Raw genomic sequence first — 25,520 nt, forward strand, 5'->3', positions numbered from 1 at the left:
ACATCCGAGAAATCCTTCGTTATGTTACTCGTGAGCTTTCTCTTGTTCAATCTCCCCCAACTTGCGATAGAGGGTCTTGCGGTCGATGCCGAGCACGTGCGCCGCCTGATACTTGTTGCCTCCGGTTTTCTCGAGAATTTTGAGGATGTATTCCTTCTCGACTTCGTGCAACGGCAGAGTCCGTTCGGCCGCTTCGTCCAAGACACGGCGATCGCCCCGCGCCCCCTGGATAGCCGGCGGGAGATCATCCGCGACGATCTTTTCGCCCCGGCTGAGCGTCACCGCCCGCTCGATGACATTCTCCAATTCCCGCACGTTCCCGGGCCAGGCATAGTCGACCAGCATGGCCAACGCAGCCTCGCTGACCGCCTTCACCTGCTTTCCACGAACCTCGCCGCACTTCTTCAGGAAAGCCTCGACCAGAAGCGGAATGTCCTCCCGCCGCTCACGCAGGGGCGGCAATTTCAGCTCAATGACATTGAGTCGGTAATAGAGATCTTCCCGGAACCGCTTGCTTTTCACTTCCTCGGGCAAATGGAGATTGGTCGCGGCGATGATTCGCACATCCACGGAGATCGGTTTGTTCGCCCCGACCCGTCGAATCTCCTTTTCTTGAATCGCCCGCAACAATTTGGCCTGGAGCATGAGCGGGAGCTCGCTGATTTCGTCCAGAAACAGGGTGCCCTTCTGAGCCTCCTCGAACAACCCTCGCTTGTCCATCTTCGCATCGGTGAAGGCGCCCCGCATGTGCCCGAACAATTCGCTTTCCAACAATTGTTCGGGAATCGCGGCGCAGTTCACCGGCACGAACGGCGCATCCCGCCGGTCGCTGTTGTAATGAATGGCCTTGGCCACCAGCTCTTTTCCGGTTCCGCTTTCGCCGGTGATCAACACGTTCGTGGGGCCGTCGGAGACGCGTCGAATCAAATCGAACACGTCCTGCATCGGCTTGCTCTTTCCGATGATCTGATGGAAGCTGTACTCCTTGTGCACTTCCTTCCGCAGCCGGCCCACTTCCCGGCGAAGCGACGCCTCGCGGATGGCGCGTTCGACCACCCGCACCAGCTCCTCGGTTTTGACCGGCTTCGTCAGGTAATCGCTCGCGCCACGCTTCATGGCATCCACGGCCGTCTCGACCGAACCGAACGCCGTCATCAGAATGACTCCGATATCGGGATAGGCCCGGCGAATCTCCGTGAGGAGCTCCGTGCCGAGCATGCCCTTCATGCGCAGATCGGTCAGCACCACCGCAAAATCCTGCTCCGCAAGCTGACGAAGCGCCTCGTCGCCGCTCCCGACCGAGACACACTGGTGCCCTCGATCCTGCAATACATCACAGACGAGGCTCCGCATCTCTGCGTCGTCGTCAACCACCAAAACTGCGCCCCACTCCTCCGTCATGCTTCCATCCTGTGTTTCGATCACGTCGTCCAAGATTCCCCTTACAGGTGAAACCAGCTGCTCACCCTACCCAGCTTTTCGCGAGGCGGTCAAGGGGCAGGCTGCCGCAGGGGAAACAGCCGGACTGTCGCCAAATGCCCCAGTCGCTGTCACGGCGTCACCGGCACTTCTTCACGCTCTGCCTCATCATCCTCGCTTCCGCCCATGTTCCTGGTGAACGGGAAAGGCACTGCTTTTGCGTGTATTCAATCCACGGTGACTCATGCAACAGGATCAGGCGTCTTCCCAATCTCCGTCTGGCGAATCGTCCGTTTCGACACCGCTCACGCCGGTAGTTCTGCAAACTCAGGGCCACCAGGCAGTAACCGAGGCCAGGCCCCGGGATGCCCCCCAGGCGACGGCGTCACGGAGCAGGTGGCTCCGCTGGCTTCTCCTCCCGATTCTGCTGATCGCGCTCGCCGTCTGGCACTGGTACCAATCCAACCACACCGCCCCGCTCTATAAGAGCCAACCGGTCGACCACGGGCCGATCACGGCCATCGTCACTGCGACCGGCGCGGTCAACCCGGTCGTATCGGTCCAGGTGGGCAGTCAAGTCTCGGGCAAGATCGCGAAGCTCTATGCAGACTTCAACTCGGTCGTACGAGAGGGGCAGATCATCGCATCGATCGACCAGAAACCCTTCATCGCCCGTGTGAGTCAGGCGAAGGCCGCGCTCAAGAACGCCCGCGCGACCGTGGCCAAATCCAACAACATGCTGGCGCTGCGACGGTTGGAACGGGATCGAACGACCGTGTTGCGGCGCCAGCAGTTCGTCGCACAGTCGGACTTGGATCTCGCGATGAGCAACTACAACGATGCAGCTGCGCAGGTGGAAGCGGCTCAAGCGCAAGTCGATCAGGCCCAGGCGACGCTGGACTCGGCCGAACTCGACCTCGGCTATACGACCATCTACTCTCCGGTCAACGGCACCGTCGTCTCGCGCAACGTCGAAGAAGGGCAGACGGTCGCCGCATCATTCCAAACGCCCACGCTGTTCGTGATTGCGCAGGATCTCACCCGCATGCAAGTGATCGCCAACGTGAGTGAATCGGACATCGGCGGCGTGGCGGAGGGCAAATCGGCTGATTTTCGCGTCGATGCCTACCCGCGTGAATTTTTTCACGGCATTGTCACGCAAGTGCGCAATGCTCCGATCAGCATCCAAAACGTCGTGACCTATGACGTCATCATCTCCGTGGACAACCGTGAATTGAAGTTGAAGCCCGGCATGACGGCCAACGTGACGATCGTGACGGCGCGCAATGAGAACGCATTGCGAGTGCCCACGACCGCGCTCCGCTTTCGGATGCCCGGGGCGGCGCTGGACAAAAAACACTCGCAGGTCTGGGTGGTGGACGAACAAGGCCGAGCCACGAGTCGCTCCGTCACGACGGGCATCGCCGACTCCCTCTCCACGGAGATCGTCCAAGGCGACGTGAAGGAAGGCGACCAGGTCGTGATCGGGTTGATCGAAGCGGACGACCAATCACAGGAAACGTTACCGCCGGGGTTCCAGATGGGACCCAGAATGAAATAGGAGCGAGAACCAATCGCCGATGGCGTATGGCCTGACGAGGCGTGAGATGTCAGGCGTTAGATGAGTGACGCATCGCTTGTGCCATAAACTATACTCCATTCGCTCTTAGCTCCTGGTGGACCACCCATGGGCTTTCTCTGGCTCACCATCCAATCGGCACTCCGCGTCCTGCGACGCAATCCGTTGCGTGCCGGGTTGACCATGCTCGGCATCGTGATCGGTGTCGGAGCCGTCGTGGCGATGGTGGGGCTCGGCCAAGGCGCGACGCTGTCGGTACAAAGGGAAATCGCCAGCCTCGGCACGAACGTGATGATCATCATCCCGGGCGCCACCACCGTCAGCGGCGTCAGGGGCGGGCTCGGCACCGTCTCAACACTCACCCTCGACGATGCCAAAGACATCGAGCGAAAGACGGGGGATGTCAGCCTCGTCACCTACGCCACTCGTTCGGTCTTGCAAGTCGTCCGCGAGCATAAGAACTGGAACACCGTGGCCCTGGGAACAACTGCCGCCTTTCCCGACTTGCGGAACTGGCCGGTGGCCGAAGGCAGCTTCTTCACCCAAACGGACGAAGATGCCGCCACCAAAGTGGTCGTGATCGGGAAAACCGTGGTGGACAACCTCTTCGAGCGCGGCGAAGAAGTCATCGGCGCACAGATACGGATCAAAAATGTGCCGCTGCGTGTGATCGGTGTACTGGCGCCGAAGGGGCAATCGCTGACGGGACAGGATCAGGATGATCTCGTCGTGATGCCCTTTTCCACCGCCGAACGGAAGGTGCTGGGGACGAAGTTTTTGGGCACCGTCGGGATCATTATGGTCGCTACTCGCCATCGCCAGACCATCCCCGGGGCCGTAGAGGAAATCAAGGATCTCTTACGCGCCCGTCACCGGTTGCATCCGTCCGAAGAAGACGACTTCACGATCCGGACGATGGAAGATGTGGCCAAGACTGTCGCAGGAGCCAGCCGCACGATGATGATCATGTTGCTGAGCATCGCCTCCATTTCCCTCGTCGTGGGGGGCATCGGGATCATGAACATCTTGCTGGTCTCGGTGACGGAACGGACGAGGGAAATCGGAATCCGCATGGCCGTCGGGGCGAAGCGGGCCCACATCCTCTTGCAATTCCTGATCGAAGCCATGATCCTCACGGCCATCGGAGGAGTGGCCGGTGTCATGTTCGGGATCGTCGGGGCCAAGGTGATGACGAAGCTGGTCGGCTGGCCGACTATCATTTCTCCGCAAGCCATCGCTGTCGCCTTCTTTTTTTCACTCGTGGTGGGAATCTTCTTCGGTCTCTATCCGGCCAACAAGGCCTCGCGCATGAACCCCATCGAAGCGCTGCATTACGAGTAGGAGCAGATGGCATGAAGGGCTTGGCGCGTATCGCTTATGGCGATAGTCCCAAAAGCCTAGCTCTCGGAATCCTGCAGAGAAGCGCGCCGGCGTCGGGCGGGCGAGAAGAGACCATTTCACTTGCAGTCACGGGATCTTCAAAATGGCCGTCCGGTTAGGCTGCAGCGAGCGCGAGGTCGAGGCGTTCAAAGGAGCCGCACGTGGAGAGATCAAGCGAAACGAGAGCGACGCCGGAGACCATTTTCAACATCCCGGGACTTGTTGTTCGGCATGGTAGGAGCTGCGCACCAGCGGACCCGATTCGACATGGCGAAAACCGAGGGCGAGGCCCTCTTCTTTCAACGCGGCGAATTCGTCGGGGAGGTAGAAGCAGGCAACCGGCAGGTGTTCCTTGGTGGGCTGCAGATATTGGCCGATAGTCATAATGTCGCAGTCAACCGCACGAAGATCCCGCATCACCTCGCGAACTTCCTCGATGGATTCTCCCATCCCGACGATCAGGCCTGACTTGGTCGTCATCCCCATCCGTTTTGCCTGCCTCAACAGCTCAATCGAGCGTTGATACTTTCCCTGCGGACGGATGGTCGGAAACAGACGCCGCACCGTTTCGATATTATGATTAAGAATGTCCGGCCGCTCGGCCGCAACCAGCGTCAAGGCCGCTTCATTGCCTTCGAAATCCGGAATCAAGACCTCGACCGAGCAAGTGGGAATCAATCGCCGAATCTGGCGGATCGTCTCGGCAAAGACCGAGGCACCGCCATCCTCCAGCTCATCTCGGTTCACCGAGGTAACGACGGCATGACGGAGGTTGAGGGCCTGCACCGCCTCCGCTACACGCAAGGGCTCCTCCGAGTCCACCGCATGGGGCCGACCGGTGGCGACCGAACAGTAGTGACAGCGTCGCGTGCATATATCCCCCAGAATAAGGAACGTGGCCGTTCTGGCGTTCCAGCATTCCCACATGTTGGGGCAACGCGCTTCCTCACAAATCGTGTGGAGCTTGAGCCGATCCATCGTCGTGCGAATGTCGTGGTAATCCGGGCCGGTCTGTAACCGGACCCTGAACCAGGGGGGAAGCCGCCGAGGCCGAAGATCGGACGGGTCGGAGTCGGTCCCAGGCGAAGGAGAGGCATCAACAGGCCGCAGCTGTGTGACGGGAATGAAGCTCATACGACTTGCATTATGCATGGCCACGGATGGCCGACTCAACCCCGTGTGCAGGAGATCAATGCGGTGAAGAACCGGAGAGAAGATTAACGGGGAGAAGCGAGAGCTTCTCCCCGAGAGGGCTCACTTGACCTTGGAGAAATCGGCGTCGATCTTGATTTCCTGGCCGTCCTGCAACGTCACAACGATGGTCGTGTTGGCATTGGGATCGAAGGTGTCGTAACCGAACCGCGCGGTGAAGCGGGCGCGATAACCCGGCCCCTGCCCTTCGTTCTTTCTGCCACGCTCAGCCGGGCTCACATCGATCGGCTTGATGTTCTTCCCCTTCTGCTGAAAGACCACGTCGGCCTTTTCGGCGAAGTACTCGTCGTCGCCGCAGAGCTGCACTTCCACTTCCATGTTGGGCATGTCGATGACCTTCTGGATGAACTCCTCGGGCATTCGGACATCCTTTTTCTGTTTCTTGGACTCCGCGGCCTCCTGACGCCCGAACGCTTCCAACCGAAACCGCTTGGTACGTAGGATTGCGCTCGCTCCGCAAGGATCTTTTTCGGGATCAGCCCCGACTCGGGTGGCCACCGAGGCTTGCTGCAACACTTTCTTCACGTCTTCCGGCGATGCCGCCTTCTCCATGGGAACCCGCCCGGCTTCCAGGGATTTCTTCGCTTCGTCCGAGGACAACTTCACATCGATCGCCCACGCACCGGTTCCGATGCCCAAGAACAGGGTTCCGGCTGCGACTGCGAGCACTAGGCTTGATGATCGACGCCCAATGGCTTGTTCACACTGAACGGACATGACAACCTCCTGCGACAACGACACAACAATCCGCGCATTGTACGGAGGCCCGGCGGGTAATGCAATCGGCTCGCCCGCCATCGAATGTGACGGCGCGCGTCTCAATCCCGGCGAACTGTGCACGACGCTTCACATACGACGACGGCCGCAGAACGCGACCGTGCGCAGTGAAGAGCAACACGCTGGTCGATGGTTGCGTCTACGGGAAGCTTCCCCAATTCGGGTAGGGCCGTTCGCGGTAGAGTCGATCCAGATCCATGGGGCAGTGCATTCCGCGACCGGCAAGCATCGCGGCCACCAATCGAAGCGGCAATCCCACTGCAGCGGTGAAATCGCCCTCGATTGTGGCAATGAGGGCCCCCCCGGCTCCTTGAATCGAATAGGCGCCGGCCTTGCCCAGGCTCTCACCTGTCTCGATGTATGCGGCCAGCTCCCGTTCGCCGAAGGGTTTCATCGTAACCTGCACTGTGTCCACGGCGACATCGCAGAATCTTCCCTCGCTCCCGACGAGTGCCACGCCGGTATAGATCACATGCCTCCGCCCGGACATGCGGCGAAGCATGGCCGCCGCCTCCGACAGATCGGTGGGCTTGCCCAACACTTCCGAATCCAGGCCGATCAACGTATCGCTGCCGAGCACGAGCGCGTCTTCGGAACCAACCGTGCAAGATCGGGCCTTGCCCGCGGCAAACTCCTTTGCTTGATCCATCGCGGTCTTGCCGGGCAACACCTGCTCCACATAGTCGGGCGAAGCCAAGTCGAATGGAAGCCCCAGCAGACTCAGCAACTCTTTTCGTCTGGGTGAAGTGGATGCCAGAATCAGTCGCATCGTTCAGGAGAGGCAGGATTCCGGAAGGGGTGGCGAGGTCTCGCGGGCCGGCGGGGTGATCTCTCCCGACCCGAGCACATCGCCGCAAAACTCTTGGATCACTTGCTCGACATCCGACACGTTCGAAACTTGGAACATTTTGGCCCGCATGGCGGCAGCGTGGGGAAATCCTTTGCAGTACCAACCCAGATGTTTACGCATGGAACGAAAACGTTCGAGTCCAGCCACGGCCTCGTACTGTTTGGCATGGTCCAGCATCAACGTCATGCGCTCCGCCAGCGACATGGGAGCCTCCCACGCTTCGCCCTCGTGGACAGCCCCTTGCCGGATTGCTTCACGGGCACGCTCCTTGTGCCGGAAAAACCAGGGCATTCCGAGTGTTCCCCGCCCAACCAAGGCGCCATGGACATGGCTTTCCTTCACGCGTCGCACGACGTCCGCCAGCGTCATGAGATCGCCGTTACCTAAAATGAGTGTGTCCGTCCGCCGCACCAGCGCAGCCGCGGCGCCGATCGCCGACCAGTCCGCCCCTCCTCGATACATCTGTTGCAACGTCCGTCCATGGATGGTGATCGCTACCGGCCGCTCGGCCAGCAGGGTGTCTACCCACTGCTCCACGATGCTGGAGTCATACCCCAGCCGAGTTTTTACCGAAAGCGGAATCACGCGCCGCGGCGGCGCGGCGACGCCGCTACGGCGGAGGTTGAGCGTGCGGATAAAGTCGATGCGGGACCACTTGAAGGCTGCCTCGTCCAAGTTCCGTCCCCCGGCCCAGTCCTCGATGCCTTGACGCGCCGATCGCATGATGGCCTGCGCCAACGCCGGTGTTTTGATCAGCCCCGCACCGGACCCCGAGGAAGCGACGCTCTTGGAGGGACAGCCCATATTGATGTCCAGCCCATCAAACCCCAGTTCACAGACAACTTGCGCCGCGCGATAAAAGAGTTCCGGATCCTTGCCGTAGAGTTGCGCCACCACCGGACGTTCGAGCTCGCTGTAGATCAACGTCGAGAGCAGATGCTCGGGGCCGCGACAGACTTCGCTGACGTTGGTGAATTCCGTGAAGGTAACGTCGGGCCTTCCCTGGGAGGCCACGACGCGTCGGAACGTCGCATCGGTGACGCCGTCCATCGGGGCCAATCCAATGATCGGTTGCGGCAGGGTTCGCCAGAAGTTCATGCGTCCGCTCTCATACAGGGCGCCGGAACGTTGGCTGCCTCGTAGGCTCTCCGAAGTTCGTCGGCTTCCCTGCGCGCAACCGGACCGGCCGACGGACAGAAACTCTCCACGAACTCGAGGAAACGGTCGATCTTGATCAAAAAGAAATCAAACACGCCAGTCTCGCGCCGCGGGGAATGCCGCCAGAATGTGACGAATTCCTCCATCTCCACTCCGGCCTCGCGAAGCGCCGCACAGGTGGCCGGAAACATGGCCGATAGGTCGCCGCCCCAATGCAGCAACTCGTACGGCAAATACATCTCACGGTAGCGCGAAAGATCCTCCCCGCACCCGTCAAGTAACGAACCACCGGCTGCGGCACCACCCTTCACGGCCAAAGCGAACTCCGCATAGCGGCCATACGCCCCGGCCAACGAGGCTCGCTCGTCGTGGGTCAGCCCATCCTGACTCAAGAAACTGCTCGACGGGCCTGGACCGACTGCCCCTTGCGATGCGACACGATCCTTTCCGACCCACCGTTCCCGTTCACGGGCGAAGGCCTTCAGGAACGTGCTGAATTCAGACTGGATGTCAGGAATCGGCTTCGTGTCGACTTCCAAGGCGATGCCTTTCAGGCTCACCAAGCGGCTATCCTGCAAAACGGTCCGCAGAAGATCGAACAAGACGCTGGGAATCGGTGCCCCATGGGCATCGATCCAACGAGGCAATTCGTGCGGCGGGGTCCTCTCGGAAGCAGCCGGCTCCTCACCGTGAGGAGCCAGTCCCGCAACGTGAATCTCAATGACCCGCTCCATTGGAAATTCCCGCAAAAACTCGTGGGCGAATTCCTGTACGGACTGGCGGCGCCACGCACCCGTATAGCGATACACCGTCCAGACATGGCCGATATCGAGTACCAACCCACAGCCTACACGATCGGTAACAATTCGGAAAAATTGCGGAATCGGCAGTTCGCCGCAGCCGAAATAGGTAAGCGGAGGCATCTCCAATAATAGGAGAGCCGGAACCATACTCTCTGCCTGCGCCCGTTCGTCCAACCGCTCCTGGACGAAGCGCAGGTTTTCCGCCGTCATCTTGGCGGCAGACTCCATATATAAAGGAGGCAGGTAGGTGCCGAACGAGTAGCCTGCCATTTGCTTGGTCGCGCACTCGTGGTTCAACCAGGCGCTCTGCAACGCCGTGATATGGTCGCAGGCCTCTACTACTCCCGTGCGACCTGACGGGCTGTCACGAAATTCAGGCTGCGTGACCCACAGTCCCTCGCCGTGATAGGTCAGCAACATACCGCTCAGCTGCTGCCGCACCGACTGGAGCGCAGGGGTGGCGGCTTTGAACACCTCGAGAAAATCGGGAGCCGCGCCTGCGTCCCGTAAGGTGCGAACGAGTTCCATCAGGTCCGGGCTGTACACGTCCACGGATAGGCCAAGGCCGTGCGGCAGTATTTTCCCCGCGCGTTCTTCGAATTCCCTTTGCATCATGTCCGGTTTGTCATATTTTGAAGCTACCATACTGACTATGCTTACTGTGTAGTCTAAGCATCTAACTGATTGTTTGACAAGGCAAGATGCGCACCAGGGCCAGCCGACACCGTCTGATATACTTCCTTTCGTCGTGGTGGTCGGCCGGCCGTATCGTCAACCTGATGACCGGCGAAAAGAGAACCAAGCCATGACAAAGGTCGGCTCCATGCTCCGCGACAGATCGGCAAATTCTTCAACCTCCATGGTGGCACACATGATGACTCCGGGCGTGGTGCAGATCCCTGGAGACATTTCGGTCAGTGAGGCGGCACTGCTCTTGGAACGCGAACGCATGCCCTGCCTCCTGGTCAAGGACGGCGAGGCCATGTTCGGCATCATGACCTCCAGCGACATCGTCAAGAAAGTCGTGGCGCAAGGACTCGAGCCTCAGGAAGTCGAGGTGCGGGAGATCATGTCGAGACCCGTGCATTCCATTGAGTATGATCACTTGCTGGATGACGCCACGAACCTCATGGCCACCACCGGCGCGTCGCTGCTCATCGTCACGAAACAGAGTCAGCCGGTCGGAATCCTCACGGCGCGGGACCTCGTTCTGGCCCCGAAGCGCTGCGAAGCCAACATTCCCGCCACCGTGCAAGTGGCCGACTGTGAGGGCGCGCGGCACATTGCCACGATTCGTCAGTTGAGCCATGTCGGCGCCTCCATCGAAAGCACCACCCTGCTGCTACCCGGCACGAGCGTGACCCTCTCGTTCGTGTTGCCGGAAGTCGGTCTGAGCTTCACCGTTCGAGGCACGATCCTCAACGGCAGTTATGAGCCGGACCAACTGGACCACGGGGACCTGGACGACGTGCAGCCGATGGTCGACATTCAGTTCTCCCATATGTCCTCCTCCGACGAATCCAGAATCCGCGCCTGGGTCCTTCAGAATCTGTCCCGAATGTCCGATCTCTCCTGAGTCGAGCGCATCCTTCGAGGCACCTTTGCATCGTCATCCATTGATTGTTATGATTTTCTTCCGGTCCGACGCAGACCGGATGCACCGCCCCTCCATTAGGTGAGACACGATGAAGACTTCCGCTGCCCGTTCGAAACCGATTCCAACCAAAGATGAAATACTGACCCAGTTGAAAAGTCTCCTCGAGCGCCCGGACGACGACATTCAAGCCGCCCTGATGAAGGAAATCCTGGCCGGCGTGCTCCGACTGTCGGATGCGAACCTGGACGTGCTGGACTTGAAGATCGTCAACCGCGCGCTGAAGGAATTGCGCCATGCGTTCGGAGTCTTTCAAGGTTATCGCAGTCGCTTGAAGATTAGCGTGTTCGGTTCCGCCAGAACGGCCGCGGATGATCCGAACTATCAGCTGGCCTACCAGTTCGCCCGCCGCATGGTCGAGGAAGGCTACATGACGATCACCGGCGGCGCCGACGGCATCATGCGGGCCTCCCAGGAAGGGGCCGGGCGCGAGCACAGTTTCGGGGTCAACATCATGTTACCGTTCGAACAGGGCGCGAATGCCGTCATTGCCGACGACCCTAAACTCGTCACCTTTAAATACTTTTTCACCCGCAAGCTGATGTTTCAAAAGGAATCGCATGCGATCGCGCTCTTCCCGGGCGGATTCGGTACACATGACGAAGGGTTTGAGATTCTGACGCTGGTGCAAACCGGCAAGAGCGACCCGAAGCCCATCGTCTTCCTCCAGGCCCCCGGCTGCGACTACTGGAATCACTGGCATTCCTTCGTCACCGACCAACTACTGAAACGTCGGTTGATCAACGCCGAGGATTTATCGCTCTACCGCATCGTGGACAACGTCGAGGACGCGGTCACCGAAATCCGCAACTTCTATCGCCGCTACCACTCGCTACGGTTCGTTGGCAGGCAACTGGCGGTTCGCATGAAAGCACCCCTGACGGATGAGCAACTCCGGGTCATTCAGGACCAGTTCAAAGATCTCCTGACGGATGGCACCTTCGAACAGCGTCCTTCGCTTCCGGAAGAGATGGACGAGCCAGCGTTGAAGGATCTCTCGCGCTTGACGTTCCTGTTCAACCGTCGAAGCGCTGGCCGGCTACGCCAGCTCATCAACCATCTAAACGCGCTCCCAGACCGGGCCTGAAAGCCGATCGACCGATCCGACGCATGCCGGCCTCGAGCGAGATAGTCCTTTTGTCTCCCTCGGCCGGCGTGCTATGGTGTCTCGCGTATGAGTGCGGCCGCCATTCGACGTCCCTTCATTGTTCCCCCAACCCTGATTCTCTACCACGCCGAATGCGCGGACGGTTTCGGCGCCGCCTGGGCCATCTGGAGACGATATCCGGAGGCGAGATTCCAGCCCGTCAAGCACGGTGAACCGCCTCCCGCCGATCTTGGCGGCGAACGCGTCGTCATTGTGGATTTCAGCTACACCCGCCCCACCCTGGAGGCGATGGCGAAAGAAGCCGACGCCCTCATCGTCCTCGACCATCACATTACAGCCGAGCAAGCCCTTGCGGACCTGCCCTTCGCCCATTTTGATCTGTCGAAATCCGGAGCCCTCTTAGCATGGGAATGGGCGCATGACGAGCCGGCGCCCTGGCTCCTGCGCTATGTGCAGGACAAGGACCTGTGGCACTGGGCGCTGCCGCACAGCCGGGAAATCAGTGCCGCGCTCGCCTCTCACCCGTTCGACTTCGAGCTCTGGAGCCGCTTCGAGCAGCATGAACTGGAACGGGAGGGGCGGGCGATCTTGCGTTATGAGAATGAGCTGGTGACCAAGCTCGCCTCTCACGTCATGATGGTTCGATTCGAAGGGGAACTCGTGCCGTCGGTTCAGAGCGCCGTGCTGACGAGCCAGATCGGCGAGCGGCTTTCAGCCCAGCATCCCTTTTGCCTCATCTGGCACGATCGTAACGGTCGCCGGTACTACAGCATGCGCTCGCGCGAGGACGGCACCGACGTCGGCGGCATTGCGGCCTCCTTCGGTGGCGGAGGTCACACCCATGCGGCCGGGTTTTCCGTTCCGTTGCAGCCCGACGGATCGGTTCCTGCGGATCCTCGGCTCCCCCGGCCAGCCTAATCCCGACCAGCCCGCAGAGGTGCCCCCATGATGCCGCTGCATGACGACAATCCCACCGAACTTACCCCGGTCGTCACGGTCAGCTTCATCGTCGCCTGTTGCCTCATCTTCTTTTATCAAGCCTCGCTCCCCTCCGGACCGGGTGAAGCGTTCGTCTTCAGTTACGGCGCTATTCCGGCATTGGTGCTTGGCCATGCTCGACTTCCCGCGGAAGTTGCGGCCATCCCGGCCTATGCGACGCTCTTCACCAGCATGTTCCTGCACGGCGGATTGATGCATCTGCTGGGCAACATGCTGTACCTGTGGGTGTTTGGGAACAACATCGAAGACGTGATGGGGCATGGCCGCTTCGTCATCTTCTATGTGACGTGCGGTCTGTTAGCCGCCTTCTCCCATGCGCTCACCGATCCCTCATCGACCGTGCCGATGGTGGGAGCCAGCGGCGCAATTTCCGGCGTCCTCGGGGCTTACCTGCTGCTGTTTCCTCGCGCGCGCGTGCTCGTGCTGGCTCCATACATCGGCACAACGTATGTGCCGGCCGGGTTCGTGCTCGGGCTCTGGTTCGTCATGCAGATCCTGAGCGGCGGTGCGAGCCTCGGCTCCAAGGGCGGCGGTGTGGCATTCTTCGCGCACATCGGAGGGTTTGTGGCGGGGATGATTCTGATCGGACTCTTTAAACGGCGGGACGTCGAGTTTTTCGCTCCGGCGCGGCATGCCGAATGGAGATGAGCATTCTCGTCGCTCGTGAAGCGAATCTCGCCACGTCCTGTTTTGGAGAATCGTTGCCGTCGATCACGGCCGGACAGTCGAATGAGGCGGGCGTCTTAGCGGAGGATAGCGCAGAAGGCATCGGCCCTGGCAGCTGCCTCGCCGGTGGAGTCAGCCAGGAAGGTCACATGGCCCATTTTCCGCCGCGGCCGAACCGTCCGTTTTCCATAGAAATGCACGGCGGCACCCGGCACCTCAAAGAGATTCCCCTTACCGCTCACGGCATCAATCTCTGACCCGATCAAGTTGATCATCACTGCGGGGCTCAATAAGCGAACTTCACCAAGAGGCAGGCCACAAAGGACGCGCACCTGCTGTTCGAACTGCGAGACGGTGCAGGCATCGAGCGTATAGTGGCCTGAGTTGTGCGGACGCGGCGCCACCTCGTTGATCAACACACGGCCGTCCGCCATCACGAACAACTCGACACAGAACACCCCTATACCCTTCAACGCCGTCACCGCACGAGCCGCTAAGTCCGTCGCGTGATCGGCAACGCCTGAGGAAACGTCAGCCGGTACCGTAGTCCGTCTCAGAATTCCGGCTTCATGCACATTGTCCACGAGCGGATAGGTGCGGATCGCGCCGTCCACCCCCCGCACGACCAAGACCGAAACCTCCCGTTCGAACCGCAGCAGTTCTTCCGCAATCCATCGCATACCCGGTTGCGCGCCTTCTTGCATGGCCGCCCGCGCCTGCGTTAGCTCGGCTGTTCCCGTGACCATCCACTGCCCTTTCCCGTCATACCCGGAGCGGGCGGTCTTGCAGATCAACGGCAGACCAAGCGCCTCGTCACGGCCCAATTGCTGTGGACTCGTAATGATAGAAAACCGCGGGACCGCCAGGCCCTGCCGCTGCAGGAAGGTCTTTTGTTCAATGCGATCTTGGATGATCCGAAGCACCGAACTGGATGGCCTGACCGGCCGCTCCTGCTCCAGCCTCGCACAGAGGTCGCTGGGGACATTTTCCCATTCGAAGGTCACGGCCTGGACCTGCCGCGCAAACTCGGCGGCCGCCGCGGTATCCGCAAAGGGCTTCGTAATCGAGCATTCTGCCAGTCGATGCGCCGGGGCATCGGCATCAGGGTCCCAGACCGCCACCCGATAGCCCAGGCGACGGGCGGCGGCGGCAAACATGGCCCCGAGCTGGCCTCCGCCAAGAACACCAATGGTCGCGCCTGGTGCAAGGAGCGGATCGGTCACGGGCGCCGGCTCGTACTGGCTGAAGCGGTCGATCGAAACGGCGGGTTGAGTCGGCCGTCATCCTGCGAATCCAAGACCGATTGGGTCTGATTGGCCCGGTATCGCTTGAACCGTTGGCGAATCTCGGGGGACGCCAATGAAAGAATTTGCGCCGCCAGCAACGCGGCATTTTCGGCCCCGCCGATCGCCACCGTCGCAACGGGGATGCCACGTGGCATCTGCACGATGGACAGCAACGAATCCAAGCCCCGTAACTGTTCTGTGGGAATGGGCACACCAATGACCGGTACGTGCGTCTTAGCCGCCAGCATACCCGGCAGGTGCGCGGCGCCTCCAGCCCCGGCGATGATGACCTGAATTCCCCGCTCCGGCGCCTGCTCGGCATAGGCAAAGAGACGGTCCGGGGTGCGATGGGCCGATACCACCAACAATTCGTTGGGGATGCCAAGTTCATTCAACAGTGCCACTGCCTTTTCAAGGACTGGGAAATCCGATTTGCTGCCGCCGAGTACACCGACGATGGACTTGGGAGTTTTGTTGGTTTTTGCCATGAGCAAGGTCACCTAGGTCGAGGGGTGAATAAACGTAGGAACCTTAGCCGTTCCCCTATCGAAGGGTCAAGCCGGAGATCGCCGAAAACCCTGCTTGAATTGACCAACCTCTCGAAAATCCACTATCATAAACACTGGTCAAGTTGCCTTGCTCTGCGCGGAGGACCCGTTGCAACGCATCCGAGAGGGTCTGAAAGCCAACATCCGCTCCCTCGTCAACCGACATACCGGATTGGATGAGATTGCGGTTGACGATCTGGCCACCTCCACGAAACTCCAATCGTGGGAGGCGGTACAGATCCCCGAACGGCTGCGCTTTTCTTCGCGCCTGGCCATCAAGCTTGTCGCGCTGTTCATCCTGATCGTCGCCTTCGTCCCCTGGACCCAAACCATTACCGTCACCGGACAGCTTTCCGCCTACACCCCGTTCGAGCGGCCGCAGGACATCGAAGCCCAGATCACCGGCCGCATCAGGAAGTGGCATATTTTCGAAGGCGTGCGCGTCAAACAGGGCGATATCATCCTCGAACTCGACGACTACGATCCCAACTACATGGCCCCCGACCTCCTGAACTTGCTCGATCAGCGCAAACAGGCGCTGACGGACACTCACAAGGCAGCGACGAGTCGTGCCGACCAACTCGACCGACGCATCAAGGAAATGCAGAATCTCGTGAAGGCTGCCGTACCCTCGGCCGGCGCGCGCGTGCTGGAGGCGGAAAGTAAGGTTCGCGAGGCCCACCAGAAGGTCGAGGCGGCGAGAATTGCCGTCACCACCGCTGAGCTCAACGTCGACCGCCACAAACAGTTGGCCGAGCAGGGGCTGGTGTCCCAGCGGGAGCTCGAACTGACCATCCAGTCCGCGATCGCCAGCAAGGCTGATCTGCAGGGAGCGCAGGCCAACTTGAAAGCGGCCGAGCAGGGCATGAAGGCCTTGAGCTTCGGCCGGGAACAGGTCAACGCCGAAGTCTTGCAGCGGCTGCTGGACGCCGAGGCGGCGAGAGACGCATCGATCGCCGAGGCAGCCAGGGCGACCGACCAGTTGGCCGACGTCTCCTTACGGCTTTCGAACGCCAACCAACGCCGGCTGGCCAGCCGCATCTATGCGCCGATCGACGGCACAGTCGTGAAAATGTCGCAAGCCGGCGCGGGGGAAACCGTACGGCCGGGTGAAAAACTGTTGCGCATTTCTCCGACGAGCACCGACAAGGCCATCGAGATGACGGCCGATGGATTGGATGCTCCGCTGTTGAACGTCGGACGGAAGGTCAAGATCCTGTTCTACGGCATTCCGGCCATCCCGCTTCCCGCCTGGCCCGAACTGATGGCCGGCACCTACAACGGGGTCATCAAGGTGGTCGACCAAGTCGACGACGGCAAAGGCAACTTCCGCTTCTGGGTCGTACCGGATCCCGACGAGCGCCCCTGGCCGCCGCAGGAACATGTGCGCCAGGGCACGAAGGTGATGGGTTGGGTCGTCCTCAACCGTGTCCCGCTTTGGTATGAGCTGTGGCGCCGATTCAACCTCTTCCCGCCCGACTATCAGGAGCGCCCGCCGAGCCTGATCGATACCCTCCTGCCCAAGGCTGGGCGAGGGGCGAAATAGATCTTTCCCCGTGCTGGATTCCGGCTGGGGCACCCTCTCTTTCAGTCCGAACCCTTTTCTTCGTCTGGTGAAAGGAGTCACCTCATGACACGTCCGGTCTTGGTCTTTGTGCTGATTGCGGCGGCCACCTTGCTGCCGCGCCTGAGCTTCGCGGCGGAGGAACCGAGCAAGGGACGACCGTTACCCCCGATTCCGCTTTCGCTCGATGAAGTGTTGGCATGGATCGACCGGGCTCATCCCCTGCTCAAGGGCGCGGGAACGGACAAAGTCGCCGCCCGAGGAAAAATGTTGAAGGCCCTGGGCGCGTTCGAACCGACCTTCATCAACGACACGGAAGTCGAGCGATTCGTTTCCAAGACCGATCCCGGCAAAGGCACGCAGACCGTCGGCTTCAACGATACGCTGGTGGAAGCCCGCCATCCCTGGGGCTTTAGAGGCAGCGCCGGGTTTCGTCAGGCCATCGGCGACGCCGTCATCCCGGACTTGTCGCTCGGCCACAATCGGCAGGTGCTGGTCGGCGGCTTCGTCCCACTCTTGAAGGGCCTGATGGTCAACCCGGAAAACGCCGAACTGCAGCGCTCCGAGTATGCAGATCCGCGAGCGGATGTAAAAATCTCTCAGACCCGGCAGGACCTCTTTCTAGCGGCAGCCAGTCAGTTCTGGGATTGGGTCTCGACGGCCAAGTTCGTGGACATTCAGCGCCGCGCCCTGTCCGTCGCGGAAGAGCGCCTGCGACAGGTGGAAGGGCGGGCCAAGGCCGGGGCGGTCGCCCCGTTGGACGTTGTCGAAGCAGGCCAAGAGGTCCAGCGCCGCCGGGAAGTGGCGATTGCCGCCCAACGCGCGCTGGAGCAAGAGCAGTACAAGCTCTCGATGTTCCTGTGGGACAACCAGGCCCCGACGATTCCGCCGTTGGAACGGGCCCCGGACTTCCCCCCGCCCGCACCGACGCCGGCCATGGACATGGTTCAGGCACACAAACTCCAAGCCAAGACGGATCGCCCTGAGATTCGTGAAGTCGACATTGAAGCCAAACTGAACAACATCGACCTCGAGCTGGCCAAGAACAACCTCCTGCCGAGTCTCGACGCGGAGGCCGCCCCGGCCCGTGCCCCGGAAAAGTTCGTGCTGGGTCTCGGCTATCGGTTCGGCCTGGAACTGAAGATGCCGATCCTGCAGCGCAAGAGCCGCGGCGAGGTCCTGGAAGCACAGGCCCAGGCCGACCGATTGGTGCTCGTCCAGCGGTACCGGGAGCAGCAGGTCGCCGTCGATGTGGACAATGCGCTCTCCGCGATCGAGCGGGCCAAGGAGCGAGTCGCCGCCGCCACCGAATCCCTCCGCATGGCCAAAACGCTCGAGGAGGGCGAACGGTTCCGATTCAGCCTGGGCGCCACAAGCGTGCTCTTCGTCAATCTCCGTGAGCGGAATTCGGTGGACTCGGAAAACCAACTCGTCAGAGCCAAGGCGGATTACCAGAAGGCCTTGGCCCTGTACCAGTGGGCGACGGGGTCCTGGGCCAGGAGCACGCCGAGCGCGGTGCCGGTGAATTATCGGATCGGAGCGAACCTTTCCAAATAGTGACAATTTAGGTATCGCTCTGATAGGGTCTAGTGTAGACTGACTGTCCCTGAGGCGCGGCCGGGGAGAGATTCTTCCGGCCGCGCCTCAGTCTGCCGACGAGGAATCGGGATCGGTCCCTACCCAAGAGACGCCCTATGGCCCAGCAGCAGTCGAGCGGTACCGGCAATTTGTTTCAGGCCGTGCTCAGCCACCTTGGCTTGCTGTTCAGCCTCGAACGCCGCATCCTTGGTCTGGTTTTTTCGTACTCCATTGCCATCGGGCTCTTCTCCCTGATCGTTCCGTTGACGGTCCAGGAGTTGGTCAACACCTTCGCTTTCTCGCTGCAACCCGTCACCATCGTGACGTTGGCGGTCATCATGGTCATCGGCCTGCTGTTCGTCGGCGCCCTCCGCGCCCTGCAATATTTTGCCGTGGAGGTGCTGGAGCGGCGGATCTTCGCGCGGGTCGCCATTGCCATGACCAATCAGTTGCCGCGCTTCCGGTTCCAAGGCTTCAAGCCGCGCTACGCCAACTACTTCTTTGAAACCATCCTCATGCAGCGGGCCATTTCGGTCCTGCTGGTCGACTTGATCAACGTGATCGTCGGTGGCGCCGTCGGCATGACGATCCTGGTGTTCTATCACCCCTATTTCCTGCTGTTTAACGCCATTCTGCTCGTCGGCTTCAACGTGGTGTTCTTCCTCATGAGCCACGGCGGACTCAAGGCCGATATGGATCTCTCGCACGCCAAGTACGACACGCTGCACTGGCTCCAGGAAATCTCCTACAACCTCCTGCACTTCAAGTCGACCGACAGCCAGGCGTTGCTCATCAAGAAGACCGACGACCTCGTGGACCACTACGTGGACGTGCGCCGGAGGCGCTTCACGATCCTGATCCGGCAATACCTAAGCTCCCTTGGGTGGCAGGCATTGGCCCACAGCGGCCTCATCGCCACAGCCGGCTGGCTTCTGAGTATCGGGCAGCTGACGATCGGCCAGTTCGTCGCTGCCGAAGTCGTCGTGAGCGGCATCCTGTTGAGTTTCGACGGCGTCGTCAAACGCATGGGGCACATCTACTACTTCCTCACGGCGATGGGAGAACTGAACTTTCTCTTCTCGCTGCCGAAGGATCAAGACACGGCGACTCTATCGATTCCGCTACCGGACCCTACGGTGCATGGTATTCGGGTCACCTGCAAGGACCTGAGCTTTGCCTCGGAGCCGGCCCACCCGATCTTTCAGGGATTCAGCTTGGAGGTCACACCGGGCGAGAAAGTGGGGATCTATGCCGGCACAACCGTAGCCAAGACCGCGCTGGCGCGAGTCCTCTCCGGATTGGAATCGCCGACATCCGGAGTCATCCGCTATAACGGCGTCGACCTCCGCCACCTCAACCTCGATACCGTGAACCGGTTCAGGGGGTTCGTGCTGGATTCCCAGTTGTCATTGTTCGAAGGGACCATCGAAGAGAACATCGTGCTCGGCCGCAACTACGTCCCCTACAGCGATGTACGGTGGGCACTGCGGTTCACGGAACTGGAAGAAGAGATCGATGCCCTGCCGCAGGGACTCAAGACCCATGTACGGGCGCCGGGGAAGGTCTTCGCCCCGACCCATATTCTACGCATCCTGGTCGCCCGGGCGATCCTGGCGCGCCCGCAACTGCTGATCTTTGACGGCATCCTCCACAACATGCAGCCGGCGTTGAGGGAGGCGATTCTTCGGCGGCTCTGCAGCAAGGATGAGCCCTGGTCCGTGATCTTCGTGTCGAACGATCCGAATTTAACGCCTCACATCGACCGCCGTATCATCCTCGACTGAGGACGCCTTCACTCGGCCGGCCCGGCCCCCGTCACAGCCCGCGCCGGGAGAGGCATCTTGACAGTCGCCCACGGATTGCCGAGACTGCGCCAGCAGTTGTCGTATCATCCGAGCCTCCGGCGTGAACGATTCCACCGACTCGACCAACGCTCCCGCGTCCATCTGGACCATCCTCGCGCGTCTGAACCTCCTCGTCGAGCTGGAGCGACGCATCCTGCTCATCATCGCGTCGTACGCCGTCACCATCGCCCTCTTCGCGCTGATCATCCCGCTGACTGTCCAGGAACTGGTCAATACCTTCGCCTTTGCCATTCAGCCCGTGATGATCGTCACGCTCGTCGCGATCATGCTGGGCGCCCTGCTGTTCATGGGGGCTTTCCGGGTGCTGCAGGCCCGGGCAGTCGAGATCCTCGTTCAACGGCTGTACACACGCCTGGCGCTGGCGTTCACCGAGGCGCTCCCGCGCGTGCAGGAGGATGCCTTCGCCCCCCATCACACCAATTTTTTCCAGGAGGCGGAGTTCCTGCCTCGCGCGCTGGTCGCGATGCTGACGGACCTCATCAATATTCTGGTCTCAGGCACGGTGGGCATGGGCATCCTGGTCATGTACCACCCCTATTTCCTCGGCTACAACGTGCTGGTCGTGACGGGCTTGGCGTTCCTTCTTTCCTTCTTCGGACGGGGCGGTTTGGGCATCACGCAGAGGGTCTCCAATCTTCACTACGAGATCTTTCGCTGGCTGCAGGACGTCGGCCACAACCGATTGCACTTCAAGGCGACGGAAAGCCTCCCCCTCTTGCTCAAGAAGACAGATCGCCTGACGAAAGCCTACGTCCAAGCCAGAAAAATGCGAAGCGACATCCTGACGGGCAATCAGTATAAGAGCTCCGTCATTTTCCAAGCTTTCGCGCACAGCGGCATGATCGGGCTCGGCGCGTTTCTGCTCTCGGTCGGCGACATCACGCTCGGCCAGTTCGTTGCGGCGGAAGTCATCGTCGGTACGCTCCTGCTGAATCTCGACATCCTCTCCCGCCGGCTCTATGCGCTGCTGTATGTGTTCACCTCGCTTGAGGAACTTTCCCGTCTGTTCGAATTGCCCCAAGACGCCGATTCGGTGCCGCTGGACGTCTCGCTGCCGGACCCCTCGCTCTATGGCGTCCGTCTCACGGCCAAAGACCTGTCGTTTCAGCAGGGCTCGGTCCGGGTGTTCGAGCATTTCGACCTGGAGGTCACGCCCGGCGAGAAAATCAGCGTGCTCTCCAAAACCAGCATCAGCAAGAGCACGCTCGCCCTCGTGTTAGCCGGACTGTATCGTCCGGCTTCCGGCGTCGTCCGCTACAACGACGTGGACTTGCGGGACGTCTCGCTCTCCTACATCAACCGTTGCCGAGGCTTGATGCTCGACTCCTTGCCGGTCCTCTTCGAAGGCACGCTGGAAGAGAACATCTCGTTGCATCGCCCCAACGTCACCTTCGACGATCTCGGATGGGCCCTGCGCTTCGTAGAACTGGAAGACGAGGTAGACGCCCTGCCCCAAGGCCTCGAAACCCCCGTACAACCCAACGGCGCTAACTTTACCCGCAGTCAGATCCTGCGAATCCTGCTGGCCCGCACCATCGTCACGAGACCGCAGTTGTTGATCTTCGACGGGAGCCTCCACAACGTCGAACCCGCCACCCGTATGACCCTGCTCCGCCGGCTCTGCTCCAAAGAAGAGCCCTGGTCGGTCGTGTTCGTCTCCAATGACCCGGATATGGCCCCGCTGGTCGACCGGCGGGTCGTGCTTGAGTAGTCTCCCGTCCGGCGACGCCCTTTCGGCTGCATTCTTCGCCGGCAATCTGGTAGACTTGACTCAACGAAAGGATCCGCCGTGTCCCTGCTGAGCCGCTTCCGGATTCCGTTTCCCTCGACGAACCAGCTGATCATCAGCCTCCTCATCGCCGGTTTGGGCTGGCTGAGCGGCCAGGCCTTGAGTCAGATCGATCAAGACCTGCGCATCATGTACACGGAATACACGCTCGGCGCGGCGGATCTCGCCCATATCTCGGCCGACGTGATGCGTTACCGCAACACGATCATCAGGTCGTTGGAAGCCGACAGCCGAAAGGATTTCGAACGGATCACCGACTCGCTGCCGACTCAGCGGGCGCGAATCCAACATGCCGTGGACCGCTATGCCGCGGCGGGTTTACGCGTGTCGAGAAGCGGCCGGAGTGAGGAAAAAGACATTCAAGCGGTCCGGGAAAGTCTGGACCAATATTTCTCGGCGGCCAGCAAGACGATTCAGCTGCTCACGATGCAGTGGAGCGCCAGTTCGCCGCAGGAGGCCGCGGACCTCCGCCGCAAGGCGGAGTTGCACGCGGCCGACAATGCCGGACCGAAGGTCATGCAAGTCAGCCTGGCCCTGGATCGTCTTTTGGAAACGGTGGCCGAAGTGGCGAAAGACATGCGGGACGAAGGGACCAAAACGATCCGCAGCACCAGTACCTGGCTGGTGGGCGGAAGCTTTTTCATCGCCCTGCTGAACCTGTTTCTGCGGCGCTCCCGGTCGGAATCCGACAGCCAAGATTCCCTGGCAGCTCAGGCCCGCCCCACCGACCGCAGCGACCCTCCCCTACCCCTCTCGGGCGAACCACCCAAGCACGCCCTTCGCGCGGAATAGCGTCAAGTCCCCTCGGTGGTCGTCCGCCCGATTGCGCGGAACAGGTCCGCTCGCTCAGCCTGCGTCAGGTATTTCCACTGCCCCACCTTCAGTCCGTCGATCGTGATGTGCATGATGCGGACGCGATGGAGTGCGACCACCCGGTAGCCCAAGGCCTGTGTCATGCGCCTGATCTGGCGGTTGCGGCCCTCGGTCAGGATGATCCGAAACGTGCGCGTGGCCAACCTGGTCACCGTGCAGGGCCTCGTCATCACGCCGAGAATCATCACCCCGGCCGCCATGCGGTCGAGAAACGCCTGGTCGAATTCTCGATCCACCTCCACTCGATACTCGCGCTCATGCCCGTGTTCCACGCGCAGAATCTCGTTGACGATGTTCCCGTCGTTCGTGAGCAGAATCAGACCCGTAGAATCTTTGTCCAGGCGGCCGATGGGAAAAATTCTCGCGGGGTGGTTGATCTCGGCGATGATGTTACGCCGCACGTCCGGCTCGCTCGTCGTCGTGACGCCGGCCGGCTTGTGATACTTGATGTAGACCGCCTCGTTGTCGCGCGCGATCACCACACCATCGCGTGCCACCACGTCTCCCTCGGAGACCTGATCACCCAATTTGGCAACGAGGCCGTTGATCGTGATCCGGCCTTCCTCGATCAGGCGATCCGCCTCGCGCCGTGAACACAGCCCCTGTTCGGTGAAGAATTTGTTGATACGCATGGATGGGATGGGGAAGCTGGAGCGTATAGCGTATGGCTTACAGCAAATGGCTCGGAAAGAAAGAACACCATCGGAAACGATTACGGCGTATCGGGCGACGGGGTGTTGAAAATGACCGACCAGCGCGGCCGCAACTAGCGAAGATGCGAGGCGTACTCTGAGTCGTACGTCGAGCGTCTGAGCGATGTGAGAACAACGCTGGCGGCCACCTTCAACGCCCTGCTAATGGACGCGCCGGCCGGCGCGAATCCGTCCCAACATCCGATAGATCAGACGCGCCATGCCGAACTGCGGCGCCACCATTCCTTCGATCGGAGCGATCTCGCTGATATCCAACCCGACGATGCCGGGACCGTTCGCGAGCGCCGTAATCAACGCCAGCGTGTCGTACCAGCCGAGTCCACCCGGTTCGGGCGTACCTAAAGCGGGCATGATCGCGGCATCCAATCCGTCGCAATCGAACGTGAGATAGACGGGACCGCTGCAGGCCGCTACCACTTCGGGAATCCAACGGGCCGCGCGGCCTTCGTAGGGACCGGAGGGATCAAGGATCGACGCGGCAAAAAAAGTCTTGATGCGCGGAGTCTTTTCGATCAACTCGATTTCTTCAGGGCTGATCGAGCGAATCCCGACCTGAACGAGCGGCAAACCGTCCTGCACCACTCGGGCCATCACGCTCGCGTGGCTGAAGGGATTGTCTTGATACGCGTGGCGCAGGTCGCCGTGCGCGTCGATCTGCAACACACACATCCCAGGATATGCCTTCGCATGGGCGCGGATCGCCCCCAATGCGCCCGTGTGCTCACCGGTCAAGGTCACCAGGAACTTGCCCTTCCCGACATGGGGCTGGACGAAATCCTGAATCGCCTGCACTGCGGCTCCGTCGACACGGCCCTTCAGATCGAGAGTTCGCGCCGTCGCGACCCCGCCCCACTCACGGTAGGGTTCGCATCGCAATGTTTCGTCGTAGAGCTCGACCTGTTGGGAGGCTTCGATGATCGCGGACGGACCGTGATCGGAACCGAGGATGTAGCTCGAGGTATGCTCGTACGGCGCGGGAAGAACATAGACGCCTGCCTGGTCCGGATGGCACCAGGGCTCATCGATCCCAAGAAAATTATCGTTGAGCCCGAGCCAGCCTGCCGGGATCGCCATAGGGATCTGTGGGTTAACCGCGGCGCCGGCCGCTCTTCGGCAGGTTTTCGATCGGGATGAAGACCGCGAGCGCCACGACCGTGGTCCAGCGATGCGGACGCCCGATGGCGGACTGGGTGATGTTCATGGTCCGGACGATCTTGCCGCCCATCTTGAACACCTGCTCGCGCTCTTTCCACGCTACGTTCGGGTCGAACTCGATGCCTTGCGTGGTGGCCAACATCTGCGCGGCCAAATCTTCCGTGTACTCGCCCGACTCCTCGTCCGTTTCGCCGTAGGCGTGATGTTCAGAAAGATATCCGTACGTGCTGCGGTCCGTCGGGACGGCCAACCCGATCGAGGCGGAAATCAGCCGGTTGCGTTCGTTCGTCTCGGAGCGGGCCATCACGCAAAAGGTGATTTCACCCGGATTGAGCAGTTTTTCTCCGCGTTTGCGCGGAATGATTTTGCAGTTCGGCGGCAGGATGGAAGAGACGCTGACGAGGTTGCAGTACGCCACGCCGGCGCTTCGAAGCGCTTGCTCGAAGGAGGCCAACTTCTCCTTATGCACTCCGACCCCTCTCGTCAAAAACATGTGCGTTGGTACCATCGTGCCTCTCTCCCTTCACCGATCAACGCGATCGCT

General features: G+C 60.8%; 22 protein-coding genes. 11 read left to right on the plus strand and 11 right to left on the minus strand.

The features are described 5' to 3' along the window. Positions 1-24 precede the first annotated feature (24 nt). Positions 25-1,401, minus strand: a complete 1,377-nt coding sequence (locus KF814_07900) for a sigma-54-dependent Fis family transcriptional regulator (GenBank protein MBX3236061.1) — start codon at positions 1,399-1,401, stop codon at positions 25-27. A gap of 262 nt (positions 1,402-1,663) precedes the next feature. Here KF814_07900 and KF814_07905 point away from each other — a divergent pair, with 262 nt between their 5' ends. Next, on the plus strand, positions 1,664-2,980 hold the full coding sequence (locus tag KF814_07905; protein MBX3236062.1) for an efflux RND transporter periplasmic adaptor subunit: 1,317 nt from the start codon (positions 1,664-1,666) through the stop codon (positions 2,978-2,980). Positions 2,981-3,106: 126 nt separating this feature from the next. Beyond that, positions 3,107-4,339: an ABC transporter permease gene (locus KF814_07910; GenBank protein ID MBX3236063.1), complete on the plus strand. Its 1,233-nt coding sequence runs from the start codon at positions 3,107-3,109 to the stop codon at positions 4,337-4,339. A 243-nt stretch (positions 4,340-4,582) separates the two neighbouring features. On the opposite strand, the gene lipA is transcribed toward KF814_07910, so the two are convergent. From lipA to KF814_07935, 5 genes are all read right to left on the minus strand, one after another. Then, positions 4,583-5,512, minus strand: a complete 930-nt coding sequence (gene lipA, locus KF814_07915) for a lipoyl synthase (GenBank protein MBX3236064.1) — start codon at positions 5,510-5,512, stop codon at positions 4,583-4,585. Between the two features lie 120 nt (positions 5,513-5,632). Further along, positions 5,633-6,307, minus strand: a complete 675-nt coding sequence (locus KF814_07920) for a hypothetical protein (GenBank protein ID MBX3236065.1) — start codon at positions 6,305-6,307, stop codon at positions 5,633-5,635. Between the two features lie 199 nt (positions 6,308-6,506). Next, positions 6,507-7,136 (minus strand): septum formation protein Maf, encoded by a 630-nt coding sequence (gene maf / locus KF814_07925; protein ID MBX3236066.1) that lies wholly within the window; start codon positions 7,134-7,136, stop codon positions 6,507-6,509. A gap of 3 nt (positions 7,137-7,139) precedes the next feature. Further along, positions 7,140-8,315, minus strand: a complete 1,176-nt coding sequence (locus tag KF814_07930; protein MBX3236067.1) for a tRNA-dihydrouridine synthase — start codon at positions 8,313-8,315, stop codon at positions 7,140-7,142. Then, complete coding sequence (locus tag KF814_07935; GenBank protein ID MBX3236068.1) at positions 8,312-9,823, minus strand: DUF692 family protein; 1,512 nt, start codon at positions 9,821-9,823, stop codon at positions 8,312-8,314. Before KF814_07935 ends, KF814_07930 begins: the two co-directional genes overlap by 4 nt. Positions 9,824-10,049: 226 nt before the next feature. Here KF814_07935 and KF814_07940 point away from each other — a divergent pair, with 226 nt between their 5' ends. From KF814_07940 to KF814_07955, 4 genes are all read left to right on the plus strand, one after another. Beyond that, the gene (locus KF814_07940) at positions 10,050-10,754 is read left to right on the plus strand and encodes a CBS domain-containing protein (protein MBX3236069.1); all 705 of its coding nucleotides are present in this window, start codon (positions 10,050-10,052) and stop codon (positions 10,752-10,754) included. A 109-nt stretch (positions 10,755-10,863) separates the two neighbouring features. Beyond that, entirely contained in the window at positions 10,864-11,919 is a 1,056-nt protein-coding gene (locus KF814_07945) for a TIGR00730 family Rossman fold protein (protein MBX3236070.1), read from the plus strand. A gap of 87 nt (positions 11,920-12,006) precedes the next feature. Continuing rightward, a complete protein-coding gene (locus tag KF814_07950) occupies positions 12,007-12,858 on the plus strand; it encodes a phosphohydrolase (GenBank protein ID MBX3236071.1) in 852 nt (283 codons plus the stop codon). 27 nt (positions 12,859-12,885) lie between these two features. After that, a complete protein-coding gene (locus KF814_07955; protein ID MBX3236072.1) occupies positions 12,886-13,587 on the plus strand; it encodes a rhomboid family intramembrane serine protease in 702 nt (233 codons plus the stop codon). Between the two features lie 95 nt (positions 13,588-13,682). Here the strand turns inward: KF814_07955 and KF814_07960 are convergent, their stop codons facing one another. Further along, on the minus strand, positions 13,683-14,828 hold the full coding sequence (locus KF814_07960) for a 5-(carboxyamino)imidazole ribonucleotide synthase (GenBank protein ID MBX3236073.1): 1,146 nt from the start codon (positions 14,826-14,828) through the stop codon (positions 13,683-13,685). Continuing rightward, complete coding sequence (gene purE, locus KF814_07965; GenBank protein MBX3236074.1) at positions 14,825-15,379, minus strand: 5-(carboxyamino)imidazole ribonucleotide mutase; 555 nt, start codon at positions 15,377-15,379, stop codon at positions 14,825-14,827. The genes KF814_07960 and purE overlap by 4 nt, the downstream gene beginning before the upstream one ends. Before the next feature lie 169 nt (positions 15,380-15,548). Between purE and KF814_07970 the strand changes: the two genes are divergently transcribed. From KF814_07970 to KF814_07990, 5 genes are all read left to right on the plus strand, one after another. After that, on the plus strand, positions 15,549-16,985 hold the full coding sequence (locus KF814_07970) for an HlyD family efflux transporter periplasmic adaptor subunit (protein MBX3236075.1): 1,437 nt from the start codon (positions 15,549-15,551) through the stop codon (positions 16,983-16,985). Positions 16,986-17,069: 84 nt separating this feature from the next. Further along, the gene (locus KF814_07975) at positions 17,070-18,560 is read left to right on the plus strand and encodes a TolC family protein (GenBank protein ID MBX3236076.1); all 1,491 of its coding nucleotides are present in this window, start codon (positions 17,070-17,072) and stop codon (positions 18,558-18,560) included. Positions 18,561-18,697: 137 nt separating this feature from the next. After that, positions 18,698-20,365 carry an ATP-binding cassette domain-containing protein gene (locus KF814_07980; protein ID MBX3236077.1) on the plus strand — a complete coding sequence of 556 codons (1,668 nt, stop codon included), beginning with the start codon at positions 18,698-18,700 and terminating at the stop codon, positions 20,363-20,365. Positions 20,366-20,486: 121 nt separating this feature from the next. Then, entirely contained in the window at positions 20,487-22,157 is a 1,671-nt protein-coding gene (locus KF814_07985; protein MBX3236078.1) for an ABC transporter ATP-binding protein, read from the plus strand. Between the two features lie 78 nt (positions 22,158-22,235). Continuing rightward, entirely contained in the window at positions 22,236-23,027 is a 792-nt protein-coding gene (locus KF814_07990) for an MCP four helix bundle domain-containing protein (protein ID MBX3236079.1), read from the plus strand. Between the two features lie 2 nt (positions 23,028-23,029). On the opposite strand, the gene KF814_07995 is transcribed toward KF814_07990, so the two are convergent. The 3 genes from KF814_07995 to KF814_08005 form a co-directional block, all read right to left on the minus strand. After that, complete coding sequence (locus KF814_07995; GenBank protein ID MBX3236080.1) at positions 23,030-23,740, minus strand: pseudouridine synthase; 711 nt, start codon at positions 23,738-23,740, stop codon at positions 23,030-23,032. Positions 23,741-23,962: 222 nt separating this feature from the next. Beyond that, positions 23,963-24,895: an agmatinase gene (speB, locus tag KF814_08000; protein ID MBX3236081.1), complete on the minus strand. Its 933-nt coding sequence runs from the start codon at positions 24,893-24,895 to the stop codon at positions 23,963-23,965. A gap of 13 nt (positions 24,896-24,908) precedes the next feature. Further along, positions 24,909-25,484, minus strand: coding sequence for an arginine decarboxylase, pyruvoyl-dependent (locus KF814_08005; GenBank protein MBX3236082.1), 576 nt, complete (start codon positions 25,482-25,484; stop codon positions 24,909-24,911). Positions 25,485-25,520 lie beyond the last annotated feature (36 nt).

The sequence above is a fragment of the Nitrospiraceae bacterium genome, assembly GCA_019637075.1.
GTDB lineage: Bacteria > Nitrospirota > Nitrospiria > Nitrospirales > Nitrospiraceae > JAHBWI01.